The sequence below is a fragment of the Tepidimonas aquatica genome (genome assembly GCF_007556585.1).
Classification (GTDB): Bacteria; Pseudomonadota; Gammaproteobacteria; order Burkholderiales; family Burkholderiaceae_C; genus Tepidimonas; species Tepidimonas aquatica.
In genome coordinates this window covers 57,424-73,251 of record NZ_VJNA01000014.1, presented here as the reverse complement: position 1 = coordinate 73,251, position 15,828 = coordinate 57,424, and the positions used below count along the sequence as shown (strand labels likewise).

The window sequence follows — 15,828 nt, the reverse complement described above, 5'->3', positions numbered from 1 at the left end:
GCTTGCCTGAGCTTGAGGTGGATCATCCCGACGCCGTAGCGCGTGTGCCGCTGCGCCAGCGCCAGGATCCGCGCCCGCAGTTCGACATTGCGGTCCGGACGCGGCGCATAGCGGTAGGCGCTGGCGCTCATGCGCACCATCGCCAGCGATCGCCGCTCGCTCAAGCCCTTGTCCACCAGATGCCGCACCAGCTCGCGCCTGGCCGGTGCGGTCACCACTTTTTTCGCAGGGCGTCCTTGATCACGTCGTTCTCGAACATCTGCTCGGCCAGCAGCTTCTTCAGCCGGGTGTTCTCCGCCTCCAGCTCCTTGAGCCGCTTGGCGTCGGGCACGCTCATGCCGCCGAACTTGCTGCGCCACAGGTAGTACGAGGCTTCGCTGAAGCCGTGCCGGCGGCACAGGTCCTTGACCGGCAGGCCGGCCTCCGCCTCACGCAGGAAGCCGATGATCTGCTCTTCGGTAAAACGCTTCTTCACGTCCAATCTCCTTGTCGTTGGGGATTGGACTCCAGATCGCGGCGCTACTCAAAACCGGGGGGACGTCGCGACCTTCAACGTGCGGCTCCAGCGCTTTGAGTCCCAGCGCACGCGCGGGGGATTCCTGCCACGCACGCAGATGCTCCTCGCTGTCGAACGCAAACAGCATGTGGTACAGCCGTGCGTCGTCGGTTTCGCCCTGCTCTGAGGGACGAATCAACTGCCCACCCAAATAACCCGGGAAGCTGGCAGCGACAGCCGAAAGCTGCGCCCATGTCGCCTCCAAATCGGACTCGTGACCTTGCCGCGCCCGCCGCGACACAAGCACCATCACGGCCCTGGGCAACAGGGTCGATGCGTTTGAAACGTGCCCCACCACCTGCCCCTGGATTCACACAAAACGCACCGAACAGCCACCGATGCCGCCTATCGTCACCCGTAGGCTGTCGCCCTGCTGCACCGGCACCATCGCGCCCAACGCGCCCGACAGGATGACCTCTCCGGCCTTGAGGGGCACGCCCATACGTCCCAGCGTATTGGCCAACCATGCCACCGCTGTCAGCGGCGAACCCATCGTGGCCGCGCCGGCGCCGGTCACGACGATCTCGCCATTCTTGTCCAGCACCATACCGCACGCGTGCAAATCGACCGATTTGGGATCGACCAGGCGATCACCCAGCACGAACACGCCGCAGGATGCGTTGTCGGCCACCGTGTCCTGGATTTTGATCTTCCAGTCGCGGATGCGGCTGTCGACGATTTCGAAGCAGGCCATCACACCCTCGGTGGCGGCCAGCACATCGGCAGCGGTCACTCCGGGACCTTGCAGGTCACGTTTGAGGACAAACGCGATTTCCCCTTCAGCTTTGGGCTGGATCAGGCGTGCCGCTGGAATCGCCTCGCCCTCGTTGTAAACCATGCCGTCGGTCAACATGCCAAAGTCCGGCTGGTTGACGCCCAGCATATTCATCACCGCTTGGCTGGTCACACCAATTTTTTTACCGATGATGCGCTCACCCGCAGCCACGCGACGCGCATTGAGCCGCTGCTGAATGGCGTAGGCATCTTCGATGGTGATGTCGGCGTGTCGGCTCGTGAGCGGTTCGACGACATGGCATCCGACGAGCGCGGCGTACAGTTCATCGCCCAGCGCATCTAGGGTGGTTGCAAGCATCACAGCAAAGGCTCCTCGCGAGGTTCTTGGGCATCGAGTGGGCGCGGCTCATCCGGGCCAGCTTCCGCCAGAAAGTCGCCCACCAGACGGGCAAACCGTTCGGCATGCTCGATCTGGGTCCAATGGCCACAGCGACCGAACACGTGCAGTTGGCTGCGGTGGATCCAGCGCGCCAGCGTCAGGGCGTTGGACAGCGGGATGACCCGATCCTCGCGCCCATGGATGATCAGCGTTTCGTGCGGCAGCGAGCGGATGGCTGCCTCGGGGCTGGCCAGCGCATCGATCCAGCGCTGACGCGGCGCCGGAAACATCGCGGCAAACGCCTCCTGCACCCCGGGTCGAACGCTGGCGCGGTAGCGCAACTCAGCCAATTCGTCATTCACCAGGCGGCGGTCGTAGGCAAAGATATCGAGCAAACGGCGCATCGCCTGCACCGATGGCTCGTAGCCCCACACCGCATCCAGCCCCGGTGTCAACTGAAACGGCACGCCCGCCGCCCCCATCAGCACCAGGCGGCGCACCCGCTGCGGATGGCGGATGGCCAAGGCCAACGCCAGCGCACCGCCGAACGAGTTACCTACCAGGTCCACCTGCGCCAGCCCGAGTGCGTCGATGAAGCCCAGCGCATGGTCAACCCAGGTATCCATCCCGTACTGGATGCCAGCGGGCCGCTCGGTGTAACCAAAGCCGACCATGTCAGGCGCCAGCACACGGGCACGCGCGGCCAAACGCGGCATCGTCAACCGCCAGTTGGCCCAGGCACTGACACCGGGACCGGAGCCGTGAATCAGCAAAACCGGAAAGCCTTGACCAACGTCATGGTAGTTCGTGCGAATGCCAGCCGCGAGCACCTCGCGGCCGACTTCAGGGTTGGCGTGATCGTGTGTCATCGGAGTCATCCTAAGGCGCGGAGCAATACCATTCAAATACTTTTTATAGATTTCTCGATACCTTGTAAGCATGAACAACCCCCGCCGCTGCGGGGGGTCAACGCGCCGCGTCACAGCTTGATGCAGACGTTTTTCAGCTCGGTGTAGAACTCGAGCGAGTGCACGCCGCCCTCGCGGCCGATGCCCGACTGTTTGGCACCACCGAACGGGGTACGCAGGTCACGCAAGAACCAACTGTTGACCCAGCTCAAACCAACTTCCATGCGCTGCGCCACGCGGTGCGCCCGGCTGACGTCGCGCGTCCAAATCGCGCAGGCCAGGCCATAGTCGTTGTCGTTGGCCTTGGCCAGCACTTCCTCTTCGGTGTCGAAGGGCGCAATGTGGCAGCAGGGGCCAAAGATCTCTTCCTTCATCACGCGCGCGGACTCCGGCAGCCCGGTCCAGATGGTGGGCTGGATCCAGGAGCCGCCGGCCAGTTCGCCCGGCATCGACGGCACGCCGCCGCCGGTGACGACGGTGGCGCCTTCCTCGACCGCCAGGCGGTAGTACGACAGCACCTTGGCCTGGTGCTCGGCGCTGATCAGCGGGCCGAGCGTGGTGGCCGGATCTTCCGGCCGGCCCAGCGTCAACCCCTCGGCGCCGCGCTTGAGCGCCTCGACAAAGCGCTCGAAGATCGGCCGCTCGACATAGACGCGCTCGGTGCCCAGGCACACCTGGCCGCAGTTGGCGAACACCGAGCGCATCGTGCCCTCGATGGCGGCGTCGAAGTCGCAGTCGGCGAAGACGATCGCCGCGTTCTTGCCGCCCATCTCCAGGCTGACCGGCCGCGCACCCTTGGCAGCGGCCTTCATGATGACCTCGCCGGTGCGCGTCTCGCCGGTGAAGGTGATGGCGTTGACGCCGGGGTGGGTGGTGACGAACTCGCCGGCCGACGCCGGCCCGAAACCGTGCACGACGTTGTAGACGCCCGGCGGGATGCCGGCCTCGTTCATCACCTCGCCCAGCAGCGCGGCGGTCTGCGGCGTCTCCTCGCTGGGCTTGACGACCACGGCGTTGCCGCAGGCCAGCGCGGGGCCCACCTTCCACGTCATCAGCAGCAGCGGCAGGTTCCACGGGCAGATCACGCCGACCACGCCTACTGGCGTGCGGTAGCCGTAGTTGATCGCGCCGCGGCCATCGGGCGTGGCCATCTCGAAAAACTCGGTCGGCACGTTCTTGACCACGTCGGCAAAGATGCGGAAGTTGGCTGCGCCGCGCGGGATGTCCACGTGCCGCGCCAGGCTCATCGGTTTGCCGGTGTCCTCGCACTCGGCGGCGAGGAATTCCTCGAAGCGCCGCTCGATGCCGGCGGCCACGGCGTACAGGCGCTCGACCCGCTCGGCCACGGTCATGCGGCCCCACGGGCCGCGCAGCGCCGCGCGCGCGGCGCGCACCGCGGCATCGACCTGCTCGCGGCTGGCCTCGTGCACCTGGGCGATGACCTGGCCGGTCAGCGGGCTGCGCTTGTCGAAGGTGCGGTCGGACGCGGCGTACTCACCGCCGATGAAGTTGAGGATCTGTTTCATGGACAACGTTGGGATGACAGGAAAAGGTCTGGGGGCTGAGCGTCACGCCAGGCCGATGGCTGCGAGGCCTGCCTGCGCGCAGGCTTCGTCTTGCTCGGCCGAGCCACCCGAGACGCCGATGCCGCCGACCAGTGCGCCAGAGGCGCGCACCGGCAGGCCGCCACCGAACACCACCAGCCGCGGCCGCAGCGGCAGGCCGGCGCGTAGCGCCTCGTCCGTGCCGATCAGATCCATCCACTGCCGCGTCGGAAAGCCGAAGCTCGCGGCGGTGTAGGCCTTGTCGATGGCGATGTCGATCGAGTGTAGGAAGGCACCGTGCATGCGGCGGAAGGCCAGCAGCACGCCGCTGGCGTCGCACACGGCGACGTTGACGCGGATGCCCAGCGTGCGGGCGTGGGCGATGGCGGCGGCGCAGGCCGCAGCGGCGGCCTCGTCGTTCAGGTGCTGCTGGGTCGTGGTGGGGGTAGACATGATGATCATCGTGGAAGCGGAGGACGTGTGCCGAGCCGGCGCGGGTGGCACCGGCTCGGCCCACGCCGCGCGGGGACGCCCCGCGCGGGCCAGGTGGGCCGATCAGGTGTAGACGTCGGTGAAGGACGGCACCGCCTCGCCGGTGTGGTAGAAGATCCCCGTCCAGAGCTTGTCTTCGGTCCAGGTCGTCACCGGCCGGTCCCGCTGGGCCAGATAGCCCAGCCCGGCAAAGGTCTCGTTGCGGTTGCCGCTCGGGTCGAAGAAGTAGATGGTCTCCCCGCGCGTGATGCCGTGGCGGGTCGGCGCGACGTCGATCTTGACCTTGTTCTTGGCCATCACGTCGGCGGACTTGAGCACGTCGTGCCAGCTATCCAGGAAGAACGAGATGTGATGCAGACCGGCGCGCGGGCCGCCGACGAAGGCAATGTCGTGCGGCGTCGTGGTGCGGGCCAACCATGTGGCGGCCTGGATGGCGCCGCCCGGGCCGACCATTACCTGCTCGGTCAGGAAGAAGTCCAGCACCTCGATCGCGAACTGGGTGTTTTCGGCCACCTTGTTGACGCCGGTCTCGGGGTTGAGCTCGCACATCAGCAGGCAGTGATCCAGCCAGTGCGCACCGGCGCCGCGGATGTCGTCCGGCCACGGGTCGGGATTGACGGTGCCGACGTCGGTGCCGACGTACTCCTTGAAGGCGTATAGGCGCATCTCGTGCCCGCTGGGCAGGTTGAACTTGAGCATGCGCCCGGTGGACGGCAGCGCACCCTCGGGCAGCATCTCGGTGCGCACGCCCCAGGCTTCGGCTTTGGCCTGGATCTCATCCAGGTCGCTGTCTTTCTCGACCTTGTAGGCGACGTGATTCATGCCCGCTTGGTCGGACGGGGTCAGGATGAGCGAGTACTTGTCCCACTCGTCCCAGCACTTGAGGTATACGTTTCCGTGCTTGTCCTCCATCGTTTTTTTCATGCCGAGCACCTTCTCGTAGTGCTGGACGGCGGCGGCCATGTCCATGACACGCAGGCTGGCGTGTCCGATGCGCAGAATGCCCATGGTGGTCTCCTCGTTCTCAGGGGGTGGGTTGGGGGGAAGGCATGCCGGCGCCACGCGCGGCGGCCCCGGCTCGGAAAGGTTTGGCCATGCGCCCCTCGACGCACAGCACGACGTCGGTTTGCGGTGCCACGCGGCAGGCCAGCGTGCAGCCGGCGGCCTCCTCGTCGGCGCTGACGTGGGCGCGGCTGATCGGTCCCAGGCGCTGCACCTGTCCCTGGACGATGCGCACCTTGCACACCCCGCAGCCGCCGTTGACGCAGCCCACCGGGATGCCGCGCTGCCCCAGGCGCAACATGCCGCGCAGCAGGCTTTCGGTGCGGGTGCAGGCATAGCGCTCGCCGGTGTCGACGACCTCGACCTGTACCGTGGTTTGTGGCGTGAAAAACATGGTGGAGAGCTTCAGTCTAGAAATAGACGGCGATACCGTCCAATACTGTTTTGATCCTGTTTGATACCATCTCGGTATGGAAAGCTGGACCCGGGCGCTGCAGGACGGCCGTCGCCTGCGCCTGTTTCTGACGGTGGCCGAGGAAGGGCATGTGGGCCGTGCGGCCGAGCGTCTGCACATGGCGCAGCCCCCGCTGTCGCGCCATATCCAGGCGCTGGAGGCCGAGCTGGGCGTCACCCTGTTTCTGCGCACCACCAAGGGCATGCAGCTCACCGAGGCCGGCCGTGTGCTGGCCGACGAGGCCCGCCATCTGCTGGCGCTGGGCGAGCAGGCCGCCGAGCGCACCCGCGCGGCGGGGCAGGGCATCGCCGGGCGGCTGGACGTCGGCTTGTTTGGCTCGGGCGTGCTCGACGCGATTCCCCGTTTGCTGGCGCGGTTTCACGCGCAGCGCCCGCAGGTGCGCATCGTGTTGCACAACCTGACCAAGGCCGAGCAGCTCCAGGCGCTGCGCGACCGCCGCATTGCCGTGGGCTTCAACCGGTTGGTGCCGCCCGAGCCCGACATCGCGGTGGAGCGGCTGCTGCGCGAGCCCCTGCGCGTCGCCCTGCCGGCCAAGCATGCGCTGGCGGCGGCGCACGAGGTGCGCTTGCCCCAGCTCGACGGGGTGCCGATGATTCTGTATCCCAACCTGCCGCTGCACGGCCTGGCGCACGAGGTGCGGGCGGCCTTCCAGGCCGAGGAGGTGACCCTGCGGGTCGAGCAGGAGGTGGAGGACGTCGTCACCGCCGTCGCCCTGGTGGCGGCGGGTTTCGGGGTGGCGATCACCACCCGCTCCGCGGCCAATCTGCGCCTGCCTGGTGTGGTCTTTCGCCCCTTGAACAGCCCGTCGTTGCGCGACATGGAGCTGTGCTGCCTGTGGCGCAAAGATGACCCCTCGCCGGTGCTGGCCGCGTTCCTGGCGTCGGTACGGGCGGACGGCGGGCCCCATGGCTCAGATCCGGTGGAACAGCGGGCTGCGTGAGGCGCTGGCGGCATCGGCCGCTGTCAGGAAGCGCTCGGTGTGGATATCGCGCTCGAACAGGCGGCCCTGTATCAGCGTGGCCAGGCAGGCTTCGATCATCGGCGGCGGGCCGCACAGGTAGGCCTGGTGGCCGGCGAACTGCCCGCCGAAGTGGGCCTTGGCCACCTCATGCACGAAGCCGCGTGCGCCGTCCCAGCCGCTGCCGTCGGGCTCGTGCGACAGGCACGGCACGTAATGGAAGTGAGAGTGGCGCCGGGCCAGCGCGACGAACTCCTCGTGGTAGTACAGCTCGTCGCGCGTGCGCTGGCCGTAGACCAGCGTGATCGGCTGACCCCAGCCGGTGGCCAGCAGGTCCAGGATCATCGAGCGCGGGCTGGACAGGCCCGAGCCGCCGGCCAGGAAGATCAGCGGCTTGCCGGCCGAGCGGCGCACGAAGAAGCGCCCGTTGGGGCCGCTCAGGCGCAGCCGGTCGCCCGGCGCCAGCCGCTCGTGCAGCCACGTGGTGGCGGCGCCGCCCGGCACGCGGCGCACGTTGAGCTCGAGCAGGCCGGTGGCCTGTACCTCCTGCGGGCTGTTGGCGATCGAGAAGGCGCGCGTGCCCTCCACCCCCGGCACATGCACTTGCACATACTGGCCGGCCTGGAATGGCAACGGTTCGTCCATCCGCAGCCACAGGCCGCGGATGGCGGGGGTCAGCATCTCGGCGCGCGCCACGGTGGCCGTGACGTCGCGCAGTGGGATCACTTCGGCGTCCGGGTCCTCGTCGACGTCGGCTTCGATGACGACGTCGGACAGGGCCGTGGCGCAGCACGCCAGCGTCTTGCCTTCCTCGCGCTCGACGTCCATCAGGGCGAACGGATTGGCCGGGCCGTGGTCGACCTCGCCGGCCAGCACCTGCACCTTGCAGGTGCCGCACAGGCCGTGACCGCAGGCGTGCGGCAGGTAGATGCCGTGGCGCAGGGCAGCGTCCAGCAGCGTTTGCCCGGGTGCGACGTCCAGCGCCGCGCCCAGAGGCTCGATGGTTAGTTGGTGCGTCATGCCATCATGTCGGGAGGCCGAGCGCGGCGCGGGACCGCGCACGGCCGGTTTCAGTGGTGCGAGCCCTTGATGCCGGTAAGGCCCGGCGTGCGGAAACGGATCGCGTCCTTGTGCTTGAGGCCGTTGTCGGCCAGCGACTTGGCTGGATCCGGCGTCCACGGCTGGCCGGACTTGAACCATTGCGCTTGTGTCCAGTCGATGCGCGCGAAGTCCGGGTGGTAGCCGTACAGGCCGGGCAGCACGTCGCTGATCAGGGCGCCGAACGGCATCGTCGGCGGCAGCGGCAGGCAAAACGGCGCACAGAACATCAGGTGGTCCTCCCAGCCGATGTACAGCAGCGGGGCGGGGAACTTGTCCACCGTGTCCTGCGCGGGAAATCGGTATTCCTTGACGGCGGCAACGCTCATGTCGGGGTCTCCTCGTCGTGTGGGGGCTCAGGCCGCGCCGGCGCGCCAGCGGGCGAAGTTGCGCTGGTCCTCCGAACCCTCGAAGTCCAGGTTGTCGCGGCCGAACTGCAGCTCGTAGTAGTCCAGCACCGCTGCCAGCGGGTCGAAGCCCGGCGCGGTCGGGTCCACCCCCGGCTTGAAGCAGTGGCCCTGGTAGATCTGGTGCACCGGCAGCCAGCTCTGCACGTACTTCTCGGGCTCGTGGTCGAAGATGCCCTTGCAGTGGTCGCTGCAGAAATGGTAGGTCTCGCCCTCGTACGTGGACTCGCGGTAGCAGATGCGCGTGGGGTCGCCCGGCTCGGTGAACAGCATCGGGACCTGGCACGTCGTGCACAGCATCGGCAGGTTCTTGTTGTAGAACCGATTGCCCGCTTGCTGCTGCTCTCGGTAGTACTCGAACAGCGGGCGGTAGTAGCGGTCGAAGCTATCCGGATATTTCTGGCTCAACCAGTCGAGCTCCTCGTCGCTGGGTACCCAGGTGTGGAACGCTGCCGCCGCCGCATAGTTGTAGAATGTGTTCCACGCCTGATGACTGATGTGGTGCTTGCCTTCGCAGGCGTCAACCCAGCCCTTGGGTTCGCGGATCCCGTAGCGCGACAGGTCTTTGAAAAGCGCTCCTCCGTTCGACTCCGCGTACATCTCCCAGGCCTCTTTCCAGCTCAGACCACGTTTGGGCAGCATGTAGTCCTGCATCATGGCCACGAGGGTCAGCAGCCGGTAGCCGCGCCAGAACCACTTGTCGATCCAGCGCTGCACGATCGGCACGTTGCCCTCGTCCTGCTCCAGCATGAACTTGATGCACTCGATGCCCAGCGTCATGTGGCGGCTCTCGTCGGACTGCGCCGAGAAGCCGAAGGTGACGGTGGACATGTCGCCGTTGTGCGCCGCGCCGCTCATGAACGGCACGAACAGCAGGTTGGTCAGCACATACTCGAACGAAAAGCTCACCGAGGTGAGGAACTCGAACGGGCCGGCGGTGCAGGCGTCCTCGAAAAAGCTCTTCGGCACCGACAGGTACCACACGCGGTCGAACCAGTGGTTCGCGTGGTGCATGCCGTTGAAGTACTTGTTGTAGGTGCTGATGGCATGCGTTTCGGTCTGGTAGTGGCGCAGCTCGTCAATCGATTGCATTTGGCATGCCACACGGGCACCCTCGCCGCGGAACGCACGGCCGGCATGCGCAAAGCCACGATGCGCGTAATACTCCAACGGGCTGACGCCCTGGATGAAGAGCTTCAGCGCGTTGACGTAGCGCGCATCGCTGATGCCCAGAAAGCCGTTGTTCTGCGCGAAGGCGTCGATGACGGCGTAGAGCTTGCGTTCCTTCTCGCCCTGGTATTTCCAGTAGGCGTCCATGGTCAGGCGGAACGGGTCCTGCCACTGGTCCCAGTCGTGGATCTTGATGCCCTCGTACTTGTCGTACGGGTAGACCTGATCCATCGGCTGGTAGGTGGTCTCCCAGCCGAGGCCGCGCGTCATGGCGGCGTAGCGTTCCTTGAGGCCGAGTTTGCGTTTGAGGACGCGGGTATCCATGTTCAGGTCTCCTTGGGTGGTGAGGTTAGTGTTTCCAGCTCAGGATGAACTGGTCATCGTCTTCGTCGACGTGACCGGACAACGTCACCAGGTTGACGTGTATTTGCTGTAAATCAAAGGGCTGCCCGGTAATATTTTCGATCGTCTGTCGGCGTATCGTCAGGCGCTGCGGTACGTCGATTTTGATAAGTGCTGGCGAGTGATCAACCTGGGCATTGGGGTTGTCGGCCAGAATAGCCTCGACGATCGGACGTGCTTCTTCGTTGGCCTGGAATGCGATAAAGACATTGGACATGGCTGTACTCCTGGGTGGTGCGTACGTTTTAAGCAACACCGACCTTGGCAAGGCGTGCTTCGAGCTCCTGGCGCGCATCGGCCAGGGCGGCCGCCCCCGCCTCGCCCAGCGCAAGGGCCGCCACGGGCTGCAGAGCGTTTTCGGCACGTCCGCCCCAATCACGCACCCATCCGGCAATCAACGCACGGTTGGCGTCCGACTCGGCCGCGGCGACTTTCAGCACGGCGTCCACCCAGTGACTGCTTTCTTCGAACCACTCTGGCATAAACGCCGTCAGCATGGCCACCGCAGTACCGCCTTGCATGGCGATGTGGTCGTCGACAAACGCGCCATACACCAGTGGGTACAACAGGCCGTCGAGCGCCACGTTTTGCGCCACGAACAACTCGAACGGGTCACGCACGACAAAGGTGTCTTCGACATAGCGCCGCAGCGACTGCCACGAGGGATCGTTTAACCAAGCCTGCCGCCCCACCTCCAGCACGTCTGGACCTTCCAAAGCGAGCCCAAGGCGGGTCAGGTACTGCGCTGCCCCCAAGTGATCCAACGCATGCATCATGGTCGGCGCGGTGAACGCCGTGCCGTAGCCATAGGCACACACCGACGCGTTGTTCATGTTGCCGCCCCACGCCACGTGGCGCAGCGGCATCAGCACTTGGCATGCCTTTTCACGCACGGCCGCAGGCATTTTGTCGATCAGGCCGCGCTGCTCCACGAACTGGTAGTTGGCCTCCATTGCGTCTTGCTGACGCGCGCGGGTGATGGTCCACGTGGCGTAATAAAACTGTCGCGGATCACGCAGCTTGTACCAGTCGCTCATCACCACCCGGGTGCGCCGCGTGTCGAACAGCTCGTGGTCGGGATCCCAGGTGGGCCGGTAGTGGAAGTTCACGCAGGGCTGTGCGCCCAGGGTGGCCTCCTCGTACCGGCTGGGCACCTTGTCCTCGCCGATGTACTGCGCCACATGGTGGTAGGTGGTGCGCAGCGGCTTGATGCTGCGCGTCTGGATGTCGATGGTGGTCATCGGTCAGATCTCCTCGTCGTCTACGGGGTCGGTGGGGGATTCAGGCTGCGGTGCCAGCCGGGTGACGGCGTGGCGAACACAAAAATCTTCGAACGCGGCGCGGGGCAACACCAGCTCCACGCACAACTCGGGCCAGCCGATGGCGAAGTCGAACTCGATGAAATCGCCCCGCTCGGCGGTGACGCGCACGAATTTCCGGGTCACGTCCACACCCTCGAAAAAAACGGGGTATGGGGTGGGGGGCGGCGAAGAAGCAGTCATGGCATGGTGACACGACGAAAACATGTCCACTGCTCAGCACGTTCCATGCCAACCATGGCCCAGCATGGCGTATCAATCGATAAAAATAAGGGAAAACCCTGAACCATCGATACCCACAAGGCCCAAGCAGCGACCAGTCCTGCCGATGGCGTTACGCGTCCAAGCCTGCGTCAACGCCTTATGCTGCATAGCAGCACGATCAAATCAGCCACGGCGCGCGCCTAGACTGTACGATTTCAGCCACGGCGCATCAGGGTTAACCCCAAGAGCCTTCGGAAACTTTGTTATCGATAATCAAATATGTGAACCGATCGTTACCCATGCCCGGCGCTGACGACCTGCGCCGACTCATTCACTTCTCTGCCCACGACGGGCGCATTTGGCTGGCCGGGCAGCGCATGCTGCTGATCCACGCAGCAGCGCTTGGTGCCTTGCGGCGGGAATTGTTCCAAACCATCGGCCGCGACGCCACCCGTCGTTTGCTGCTGCGTGCAGGGTACGCTGCTGGTTTGGCGGACGCGCAGTTGGCGCGGCAGGTGCGGCCCAAGGCGCCGCTGTTCGAAGTGTTCGCGGTCGGCCCGCAATTGCACATGCTCGAAGGTGCCGTTCAAGTGACCCCGGAGCGCTTCGAGTACGACGCTGACAGAGGCCACTACCTGGGCGTGTTTCGCTGGGATCACAGCTGGGAGGTGGATGCCCACGTGCGCGATTTCGGTCCCCAAAGTGAGCCGGTTTGCTGGATACTGCTCGGTTACGCCTCGGGCTACACCAGCGGCTTTTTTGGACAACCGATTTACTACAAGGAAGTGGCTTGCGCAGCCTGCGGCCATAGCCACTGCCGTATCGAGGGGCGCCCCCAGCGCGATTGGCCCGATGGTGAACTGTTGGCCGCCGACTACGAGGCCGACCCGATGCTGCTGAGGTTCGAGGATTTGCAGCAGCAAGTCGAAACGCTGCGCTCCACGCTGCACTCGCCCGACGATGGTAGCGCGCTGTTGGGCGAGTCCCCCGCCTTCCAGCAGGCGCTGGAGCTGCTGCGCAAAGCGGCCCAAACCCATGTCACCGTTTTGCTGACCGGGGAAACCGGGGTTGGCAAGGAGCGTTTTGCCCGCACGCTGCACGCCTGGAGCCAGCGTGCCCACGGCCCATTCGTTGCCGTCAATTGCGCCGCGCTGCCTACCGACCTGATCGAGAGCGAACTTTTTGGGGTGGAGCGCGGCGCGTACACGGGAGCGCACGCCGCCCGACCCGGGCGGTTCGAGCGTGCGCACGGCGGTACGCTGTTCCTCGATGAAATCGGCGACATGCCGTTGCCCGCCCAAGCCAAGCTGTTGCGCGTGCTGCAAGAGGGCGAAGTGGAGCGCTTGGGTGGGAGCCACCCCAAAAAGGTGGACGTGCGCTTGGTGGCAGCCACCAACGTCGACCTGGAGGAGGCCGTGGCGCAGGGGCGATTCCGGCGCGATTTGCTGTATCGGCTCAACGTCTACCCGATCCGCATACCGCCCCTGCGCGAACGCCCTGAGGACATCGAACCGTTGGCGCGGCACTTGATCCGCCGCTTTGCCGCGCAGCACGGCAAACATACGATCGGCCTGTCGGACCGTGCGCTGGACGCCATGCGAAGCTACCCTTGGCCCGGCAACGTGCGTGAGCTGGAAAACCTGATCGAACGCGGCGTCATCCTGGCCACATCCGGCACCCGGATCGACGCTTCGCACCTCTTCCCAGGCAGGCCAACGGAGCCCGACGTGGTGCTGGGCAACGACGGGCGGCTGGCGACACGACCATGTGGGGACGTCGGCCACGTGCTGGACGATATGGTGCGTCGTGGGATCAGCTTGGCGCAGCTGGAGCGCAGCTTGCTTGAGGAGGCCGTGCAACGGCACGGCGGCAACCTCACCGCCGCCGCACGCGCGCTGGGCATGACGCGGGCGCAACTGCGTTACCGCTTGGCGCAGCCGGTGCAGGAGTCTGCCCCATGAGCAAACGCAGGGCCCCCGAGGTGGCGCCAGAGACCGGGTCACCGCGCACGCTCATCGAGCTGGTCTACACGCGCATACGCGACGACATCGTCGAAGGCCGCTTAGCGCCAGGCGAAAAGTTGCGTATTGAACACCTGCGGCTGCGCTACGGCATCGGCGCCGGCACCTTGCGTGAAGCCGTGACCCGGTTGGTCAGCGACGCGTTGGTCGAAACCGAGGGTCAGCGGGGCTTTCGTGTCACGCCGATTTCACTGCAGGATTTGGCCGACCTGACGGAGTTGCGGCTGCACATCGAGCTGGACGCCCTGCGTCAGTCCATCCGCCTGGGCGGCGCCGCGTGGCGCACGCAGCTGCAGCGCGCGTTCGAGGCGCTCGACGGCTGCGCGATCACCCCCCAAAACCGAAAACAGTGGGAAGCGCTGAACACGCACTTTCATGAAGTGCTGATTTCCGGGCGCCCCTCGGCCTGGACGTTGCGGGTGTGGCGCGTGCTGGCGCGCCACGGGGAACGTTACCGTCGCGTGGCCATCGCGTTGCTGCCGACCCAACGCCGTGACGTGGTGGGCGAGCACCGGCAAATCTACGAGGCGGCCATGGATGGTAACGAGGCACGCGCAGCGCTGGCGCTAGAGGCCCACATCCGCGCCAGCTACGACCTGCTGGCGCGTGACGGCAGCCTGCCCGCGCAAGCCGCCATGCGGTCAACCGGGCCATTGCGCAAGGCACTGCATTACGACGGCTCCGCGACCTGAGAGGACAGCACAAGGCTCTGCCCCCCCAAATGGGGGATAGACACAGCTTGCCACAACGTGCCATAGTTTTCATTTTCTAACTTGGGCACGCGTGCGATGGCCACCGGCATCCCAACGACAACCGCTGCCGAACCTGCGGCGGCCGCACCGGCATGGCCGCAGCATGTGGACGCGTGGCTGGCGCTGGTGGCCGATTGGCGATGGGCCATGGACGCCCAGCTGCGCATCGTTCGGGTGGAAAGCTTGCGCCCCGACCAGCCGCTGCCGATGCTGGACGCTCTGCTTGGCCATACCCCGTGGGATAGCCCCGCCTTCCAGCTGCCGGTGGCCCAGTGGCGTCGCCACCAGCGCGTGCTGTGGGCGCACAAGCCGTTTCGGGGCCTCGAGCTGGCATGGCGTCTGCCCGGCCGGCGGGCGCGCTGGTGTGCGATCAGTGGCGTACCCCAGTTCGATGCGCGGGGGCACTTCGCGGGCTACGTGGGCCTGGCGCAGGACATCACGGCGCGCAAGCGCGCCGAGGTGGCGTTGCGCGAAACGCGCGCCGAACTCGACGCCACGCTGCGCGCCCTGCCGGACTTGATGTTCGAAATCGACCGCCACGGCGTGTTTCACCGCGTCTACACGCCCGATGTCGGCTTGCTGGCGGCGCCCGCCGACGCCATCGTCGGGCACAACCACCGGGATTTGCTGCCGGCCGACGTGGTGGCGGTGGGCGAAGCGGCGATGGCCGAGGCCGACCGCCATGGCCACGCACGCGGTTACCGCTACTCGCTGGACCTGCCGATGGGACGGCGCTGGTTTGAGCTTTCGGTGGCACGCAAGCAGGCGCACGGGCCCGGGCCGGCGCGCTTCGTGATGTTGGTGCGCGACATCACCGCGCTGAAGCAGCGCGAGGATGAGCTGACCGAGCTGGCGTTCATCGACCCGCTCACCGGCCTGGCCAACCGGCGGCTGCTGCTGGACCGCATCGAGCAAGCGGTGCTGCGCCAGCAACGTGAGCCGAGTTGGTGCGCGCTGCTGTTCATCGACCTCGACGATTTCAAGCAAATCAACGACCGCCACGGCCACCCGGCGGGCGACACCGTGCTGCAGGCGTTGGGGCAGCGCTTGCGCGGCAGCGTGCGCGCCACCGACCCGGTGGGACGGCTGGCCGGCGACGAGTTTTTGGCGCTGCTGACCGACATCGGGCAAGCGCCGCTGCGGGCGCAGCGCGTGGCGATGCGCACCGCCCGCGTGATCGTGCAAGCCATGGCGGAGCCGGTGCCGGTCCGCGACCACACGGTACAGCCTAGCTGCAGCGTCGGTGTGCTGTTGTTCCGTGGTTGCCAGTCGCTGCCGGCGCTGCTGGCCCAGGCCGACGAGCTGATGTACCGCGCCAAAGACGCCGGCAAGGGCCGCGTCATCGTGCGCTGGTACGGGCGCGGCGGACCCGCAGCCGTGCCGGCACCGGACCTCTGAGCGGGCTG

General features: G+C 66.3%; 17 protein-coding genes and 1 pseudogene. 4 read left to right on the top strand and 14 right to left on the bottom strand.

Going from position 1 to position 15,828, the window contains the following annotated elements:
• The 8 genes and pseudogenes from Taqua_RS06960 to Taqua_RS06925 all read right to left on the bottom strand — a co-directional run.
• Window positions 1-475: pseudogene (locus Taqua_RS06960) on the bottom strand (transposase); the annotation flags it as partial.
• Window positions 429-806: an antibiotic biosynthesis monooxygenase gene (locus Taqua_RS13215; RefSeq protein WP_185969579.1), complete on the bottom strand. Its 378-nt coding sequence runs from the start codon at window positions 804-806 to the stop codon at window positions 429-431. The pseudogene Taqua_RS06960 and the gene Taqua_RS13215, both read right to left, overlap by 47 nt.
• Before the next feature lie 60 nt (window positions 807-866).
• Window positions 867-1,649 (bottom strand): 2-oxopent-4-enoate hydratase, encoded by a 783-nt coding sequence (gene dmpE, locus Taqua_RS06950; protein WP_144325946.1) that lies wholly within the window; start codon window positions 1,647-1,649, stop codon window positions 867-869.
• Window positions 1,649-2,539 carry an alpha/beta fold hydrolase gene (locus Taqua_RS06945; RefSeq protein ID WP_144325944.1) on the bottom strand — a complete coding sequence of 297 codons (891 nt, stop codon included), beginning with the start codon at window positions 2,537-2,539 and terminating at the stop codon, window positions 1,649-1,651. The genes dmpE and Taqua_RS06945 overlap by 1 nt, the downstream gene beginning before the upstream one ends.
• A gap of 110 nt (window positions 2,540-2,649) precedes the next feature.
• Window positions 2,650-4,104 (bottom strand): 2-hydroxymuconic semialdehyde dehydrogenase, encoded by a 1,455-nt coding sequence (locus Taqua_RS06940; RefSeq protein ID WP_144325942.1) that lies wholly within the window; start codon window positions 4,102-4,104, stop codon window positions 2,650-2,652.
• A 42-nt stretch (window positions 4,105-4,146) separates the two neighbouring features.
• Window positions 4,147-4,575: a GlcG/HbpS family heme-binding protein gene (locus Taqua_RS06935; RefSeq protein ID WP_144325940.1), complete on the bottom strand. Its 429-nt coding sequence runs from the start codon at window positions 4,573-4,575 to the stop codon at window positions 4,147-4,149.
• Between the two features lie 102 nt (window positions 4,576-4,677).
• On the bottom strand, window positions 4,678-5,622 hold the full coding sequence (locus Taqua_RS06930) for a catechol 2,3-dioxygenase (RefSeq protein ID WP_144325938.1): 945 nt from the start codon (window positions 5,620-5,622) through the stop codon (window positions 4,678-4,680).
• Window positions 5,623-5,638: 16 nt separating this feature from the next.
• Window positions 5,639-6,010 carry a 2Fe-2S iron-sulfur cluster-binding protein gene (locus tag Taqua_RS06925; protein ID WP_144325936.1) on the bottom strand — a complete coding sequence of 124 codons (372 nt, stop codon included), beginning with the start codon at window positions 6,008-6,010 and terminating at the stop codon, window positions 5,639-5,641.
• Between the two features lie 76 nt (window positions 6,011-6,086).
• Between Taqua_RS06925 and Taqua_RS06920 the strand changes: the two genes are divergently transcribed.
• Window positions 6,087-7,031, top strand: coding sequence for a LysR family transcriptional regulator (locus tag Taqua_RS06920; RefSeq protein ID WP_144325934.1), 945 nt, complete (start codon window positions 6,087-6,089; stop codon window positions 7,029-7,031).
• On the opposite strand, the gene Taqua_RS06915 is transcribed toward Taqua_RS06920, so the two are convergent.
• From Taqua_RS06915 to Taqua_RS06890, 6 genes are read right to left on the bottom strand one after another with little or no spacing between them, the layout of a single operon-like run.
• Complete coding sequence (locus Taqua_RS06915; protein ID WP_144325932.1) at window positions 7,002-8,069, bottom strand: NADH:ubiquinone reductase (Na(+)-transporting) subunit F; 1,068 nt, start codon at window positions 8,067-8,069, stop codon at window positions 7,002-7,004. The genes Taqua_RS06920 and Taqua_RS06915 overlap by 30 nt on opposite strands.
• A gap of 50 nt (window positions 8,070-8,119) precedes the next feature.
• The gene (locus Taqua_RS06910) at window positions 8,120-8,476 is read right to left on the bottom strand and encodes a phenol hydroxylase subunit P4 (protein ID WP_144325930.1); all 357 of its coding nucleotides are present in this window, start codon (window positions 8,474-8,476) and stop codon (window positions 8,120-8,122) included.
• A 27-nt stretch (window positions 8,477-8,503) separates the two neighbouring features.
• The gene (locus Taqua_RS06905; protein ID WP_144325928.1) at window positions 8,504-10,048 is read right to left on the bottom strand and encodes an aromatic/alkene/methane monooxygenase hydroxylase/oxygenase subunit alpha; all 1,545 of its coding nucleotides are present in this window, start codon (window positions 10,046-10,048) and stop codon (window positions 8,504-8,506) included.
• Between the two features lie 25 nt (window positions 10,049-10,073).
• Window positions 10,074-10,343, bottom strand: coding sequence for an MmoB/DmpM family protein (locus Taqua_RS06900; protein ID WP_144325926.1), 270 nt, complete (start codon window positions 10,341-10,343; stop codon window positions 10,074-10,076).
• A gap of 28 nt (window positions 10,344-10,371) precedes the next feature.
• On the bottom strand, window positions 10,372-11,367 hold the full coding sequence (locus Taqua_RS06895) for an aromatic/alkene monooxygenase hydroxylase subunit beta (RefSeq protein WP_144325924.1): 996 nt from the start codon (window positions 11,365-11,367) through the stop codon (window positions 10,372-10,374).
• Window positions 11,368-11,370: 3 nt separating this feature from the next.
• Window positions 11,371-11,571 (bottom strand): phenol hydroxylase subunit, encoded by a 201-nt coding sequence (locus Taqua_RS06890; RefSeq protein WP_342780909.1) that lies wholly within the window; start codon window positions 11,569-11,571, stop codon window positions 11,371-11,373.
• Between the two features lie 377 nt (window positions 11,572-11,948).
• Between Taqua_RS06890 and Taqua_RS06885 the strand changes: the two genes are divergently transcribed.
• From Taqua_RS06885 to Taqua_RS06875, 3 genes are all read left to right on the top strand, one after another.
• Complete coding sequence (locus Taqua_RS06885; RefSeq protein ID WP_144325920.1) at window positions 11,949-13,610, top strand: sigma-54-dependent Fis family transcriptional regulator; 1,662 nt, start codon at window positions 11,949-11,951, stop codon at window positions 13,608-13,610.
• Window positions 13,607-14,362 carry a GntR family transcriptional regulator gene (locus Taqua_RS06880; RefSeq protein ID WP_144325918.1) on the top strand — a complete coding sequence of 252 codons (756 nt, stop codon included), beginning with the start codon at window positions 13,607-13,609 and terminating at the stop codon, window positions 14,360-14,362. Before Taqua_RS06885 ends, Taqua_RS06880 begins: the two co-directional genes overlap by 4 nt.
• A gap of 96 nt (window positions 14,363-14,458) precedes the next feature.
• A complete protein-coding gene (locus Taqua_RS06875; protein ID WP_144325916.1) occupies window positions 14,459-15,820 on the top strand; it encodes a sensor domain-containing diguanylate cyclase in 1,362 nt (453 codons plus the stop codon).
• Window positions 15,821-15,828: the final 8 nt, after the last annotated feature.

Excerpts from the sequence above, each read along its gene's own strand:
- Taqua_RS13215 (WP_185969579.1), bottom strand. The coding sequence starts at position 806 with ATGGTGCTTGTGTCGCGGCGGGCGCGGCAAGGTCACGAGTCCGATTTG.
- dmpE (WP_144325946.1), bottom strand. The coding sequence starts at position 1,649 with ATGCTTGCAACCACCCTAGATGCGCTGGGCGATGAACTGTACGCCGCG.
- Taqua_RS06945 (WP_144325944.1), bottom strand. The coding sequence starts at position 2,539 with ATGACACACGATCACGCCAACCCTGAAGTCGGCCGCGAGGTGCTCGCG.
- Taqua_RS06940 (WP_144325942.1), bottom strand. The coding sequence starts at position 4,104 with ATGAAACAGATCCTCAACTTCATCGGCGGTGAGTACGCCGCGTCCGAC.
- Taqua_RS06935 (WP_144325940.1), bottom strand. The coding sequence starts at position 4,575 with ATGTCTACCCCCACCACGACCCAGCAGCACCTGAACGACGAGGCCGCC.
- Taqua_RS06930 (WP_144325938.1), bottom strand. The coding sequence starts at position 5,622 with ATGGGCATTCTGCGCATCGGACACGCCAGCCTGCGTGTCATGGACATG.
- Taqua_RS06925 (WP_144325936.1), bottom strand. The coding sequence starts at position 6,010 with ATGTTTTTCACGCCACAAACCACGGTACAGGTCGAGGTCGTCGACACC.
- Taqua_RS06920 (WP_144325934.1), top strand. The coding sequence starts at position 6,087 with ATGGAAAGCTGGACCCGGGCGCTGCAGGACGGCCGTCGCCTGCGCCTG.
- Taqua_RS06915 (WP_144325932.1), bottom strand. The coding sequence starts at position 8,069 with ATGACGCACCAACTAACCATCGAGCCTCTGGGCGCGGCGCTGGACGTC.
- Taqua_RS06910 (WP_144325930.1), bottom strand. The coding sequence starts at position 8,476 with ATGAGCGTTGCCGCCGTCAAGGAATACCGATTTCCCGCGCAGGACACG.
- Taqua_RS06905 (WP_144325928.1), bottom strand. The coding sequence starts at position 10,048 with ATGGATACCCGCGTCCTCAAACGCAAACTCGGCCTCAAGGAACGCTAC.
- Taqua_RS06900 (WP_144325926.1), bottom strand. The coding sequence starts at position 10,343 with ATGTCCAATGTCTTTATCGCATTCCAGGCCAACGAAGAAGCACGTCCG.
- Taqua_RS06895 (WP_144325924.1), bottom strand. The coding sequence starts at position 11,367 with ATGACCACCATCGACATCCAGACGCGCAGCATCAAGCCGCTGCGCACC.
- Taqua_RS06885 (WP_144325920.1), top strand. The coding sequence starts at position 11,949 with ATGCCCGGCGCTGACGACCTGCGCCGACTCATTCACTTCTCTGCCCAC.
- Taqua_RS06880 (WP_144325918.1), top strand. The coding sequence starts at position 13,607 with ATGAGCAAACGCAGGGCCCCCGAGGTGGCGCCAGAGACCGGGTCACCG.
- Taqua_RS06875 (WP_144325916.1), top strand. The coding sequence starts at position 14,459 with ATGGCCACCGGCATCCCAACGACAACCGCTGCCGAACCTGCGGCGGCC.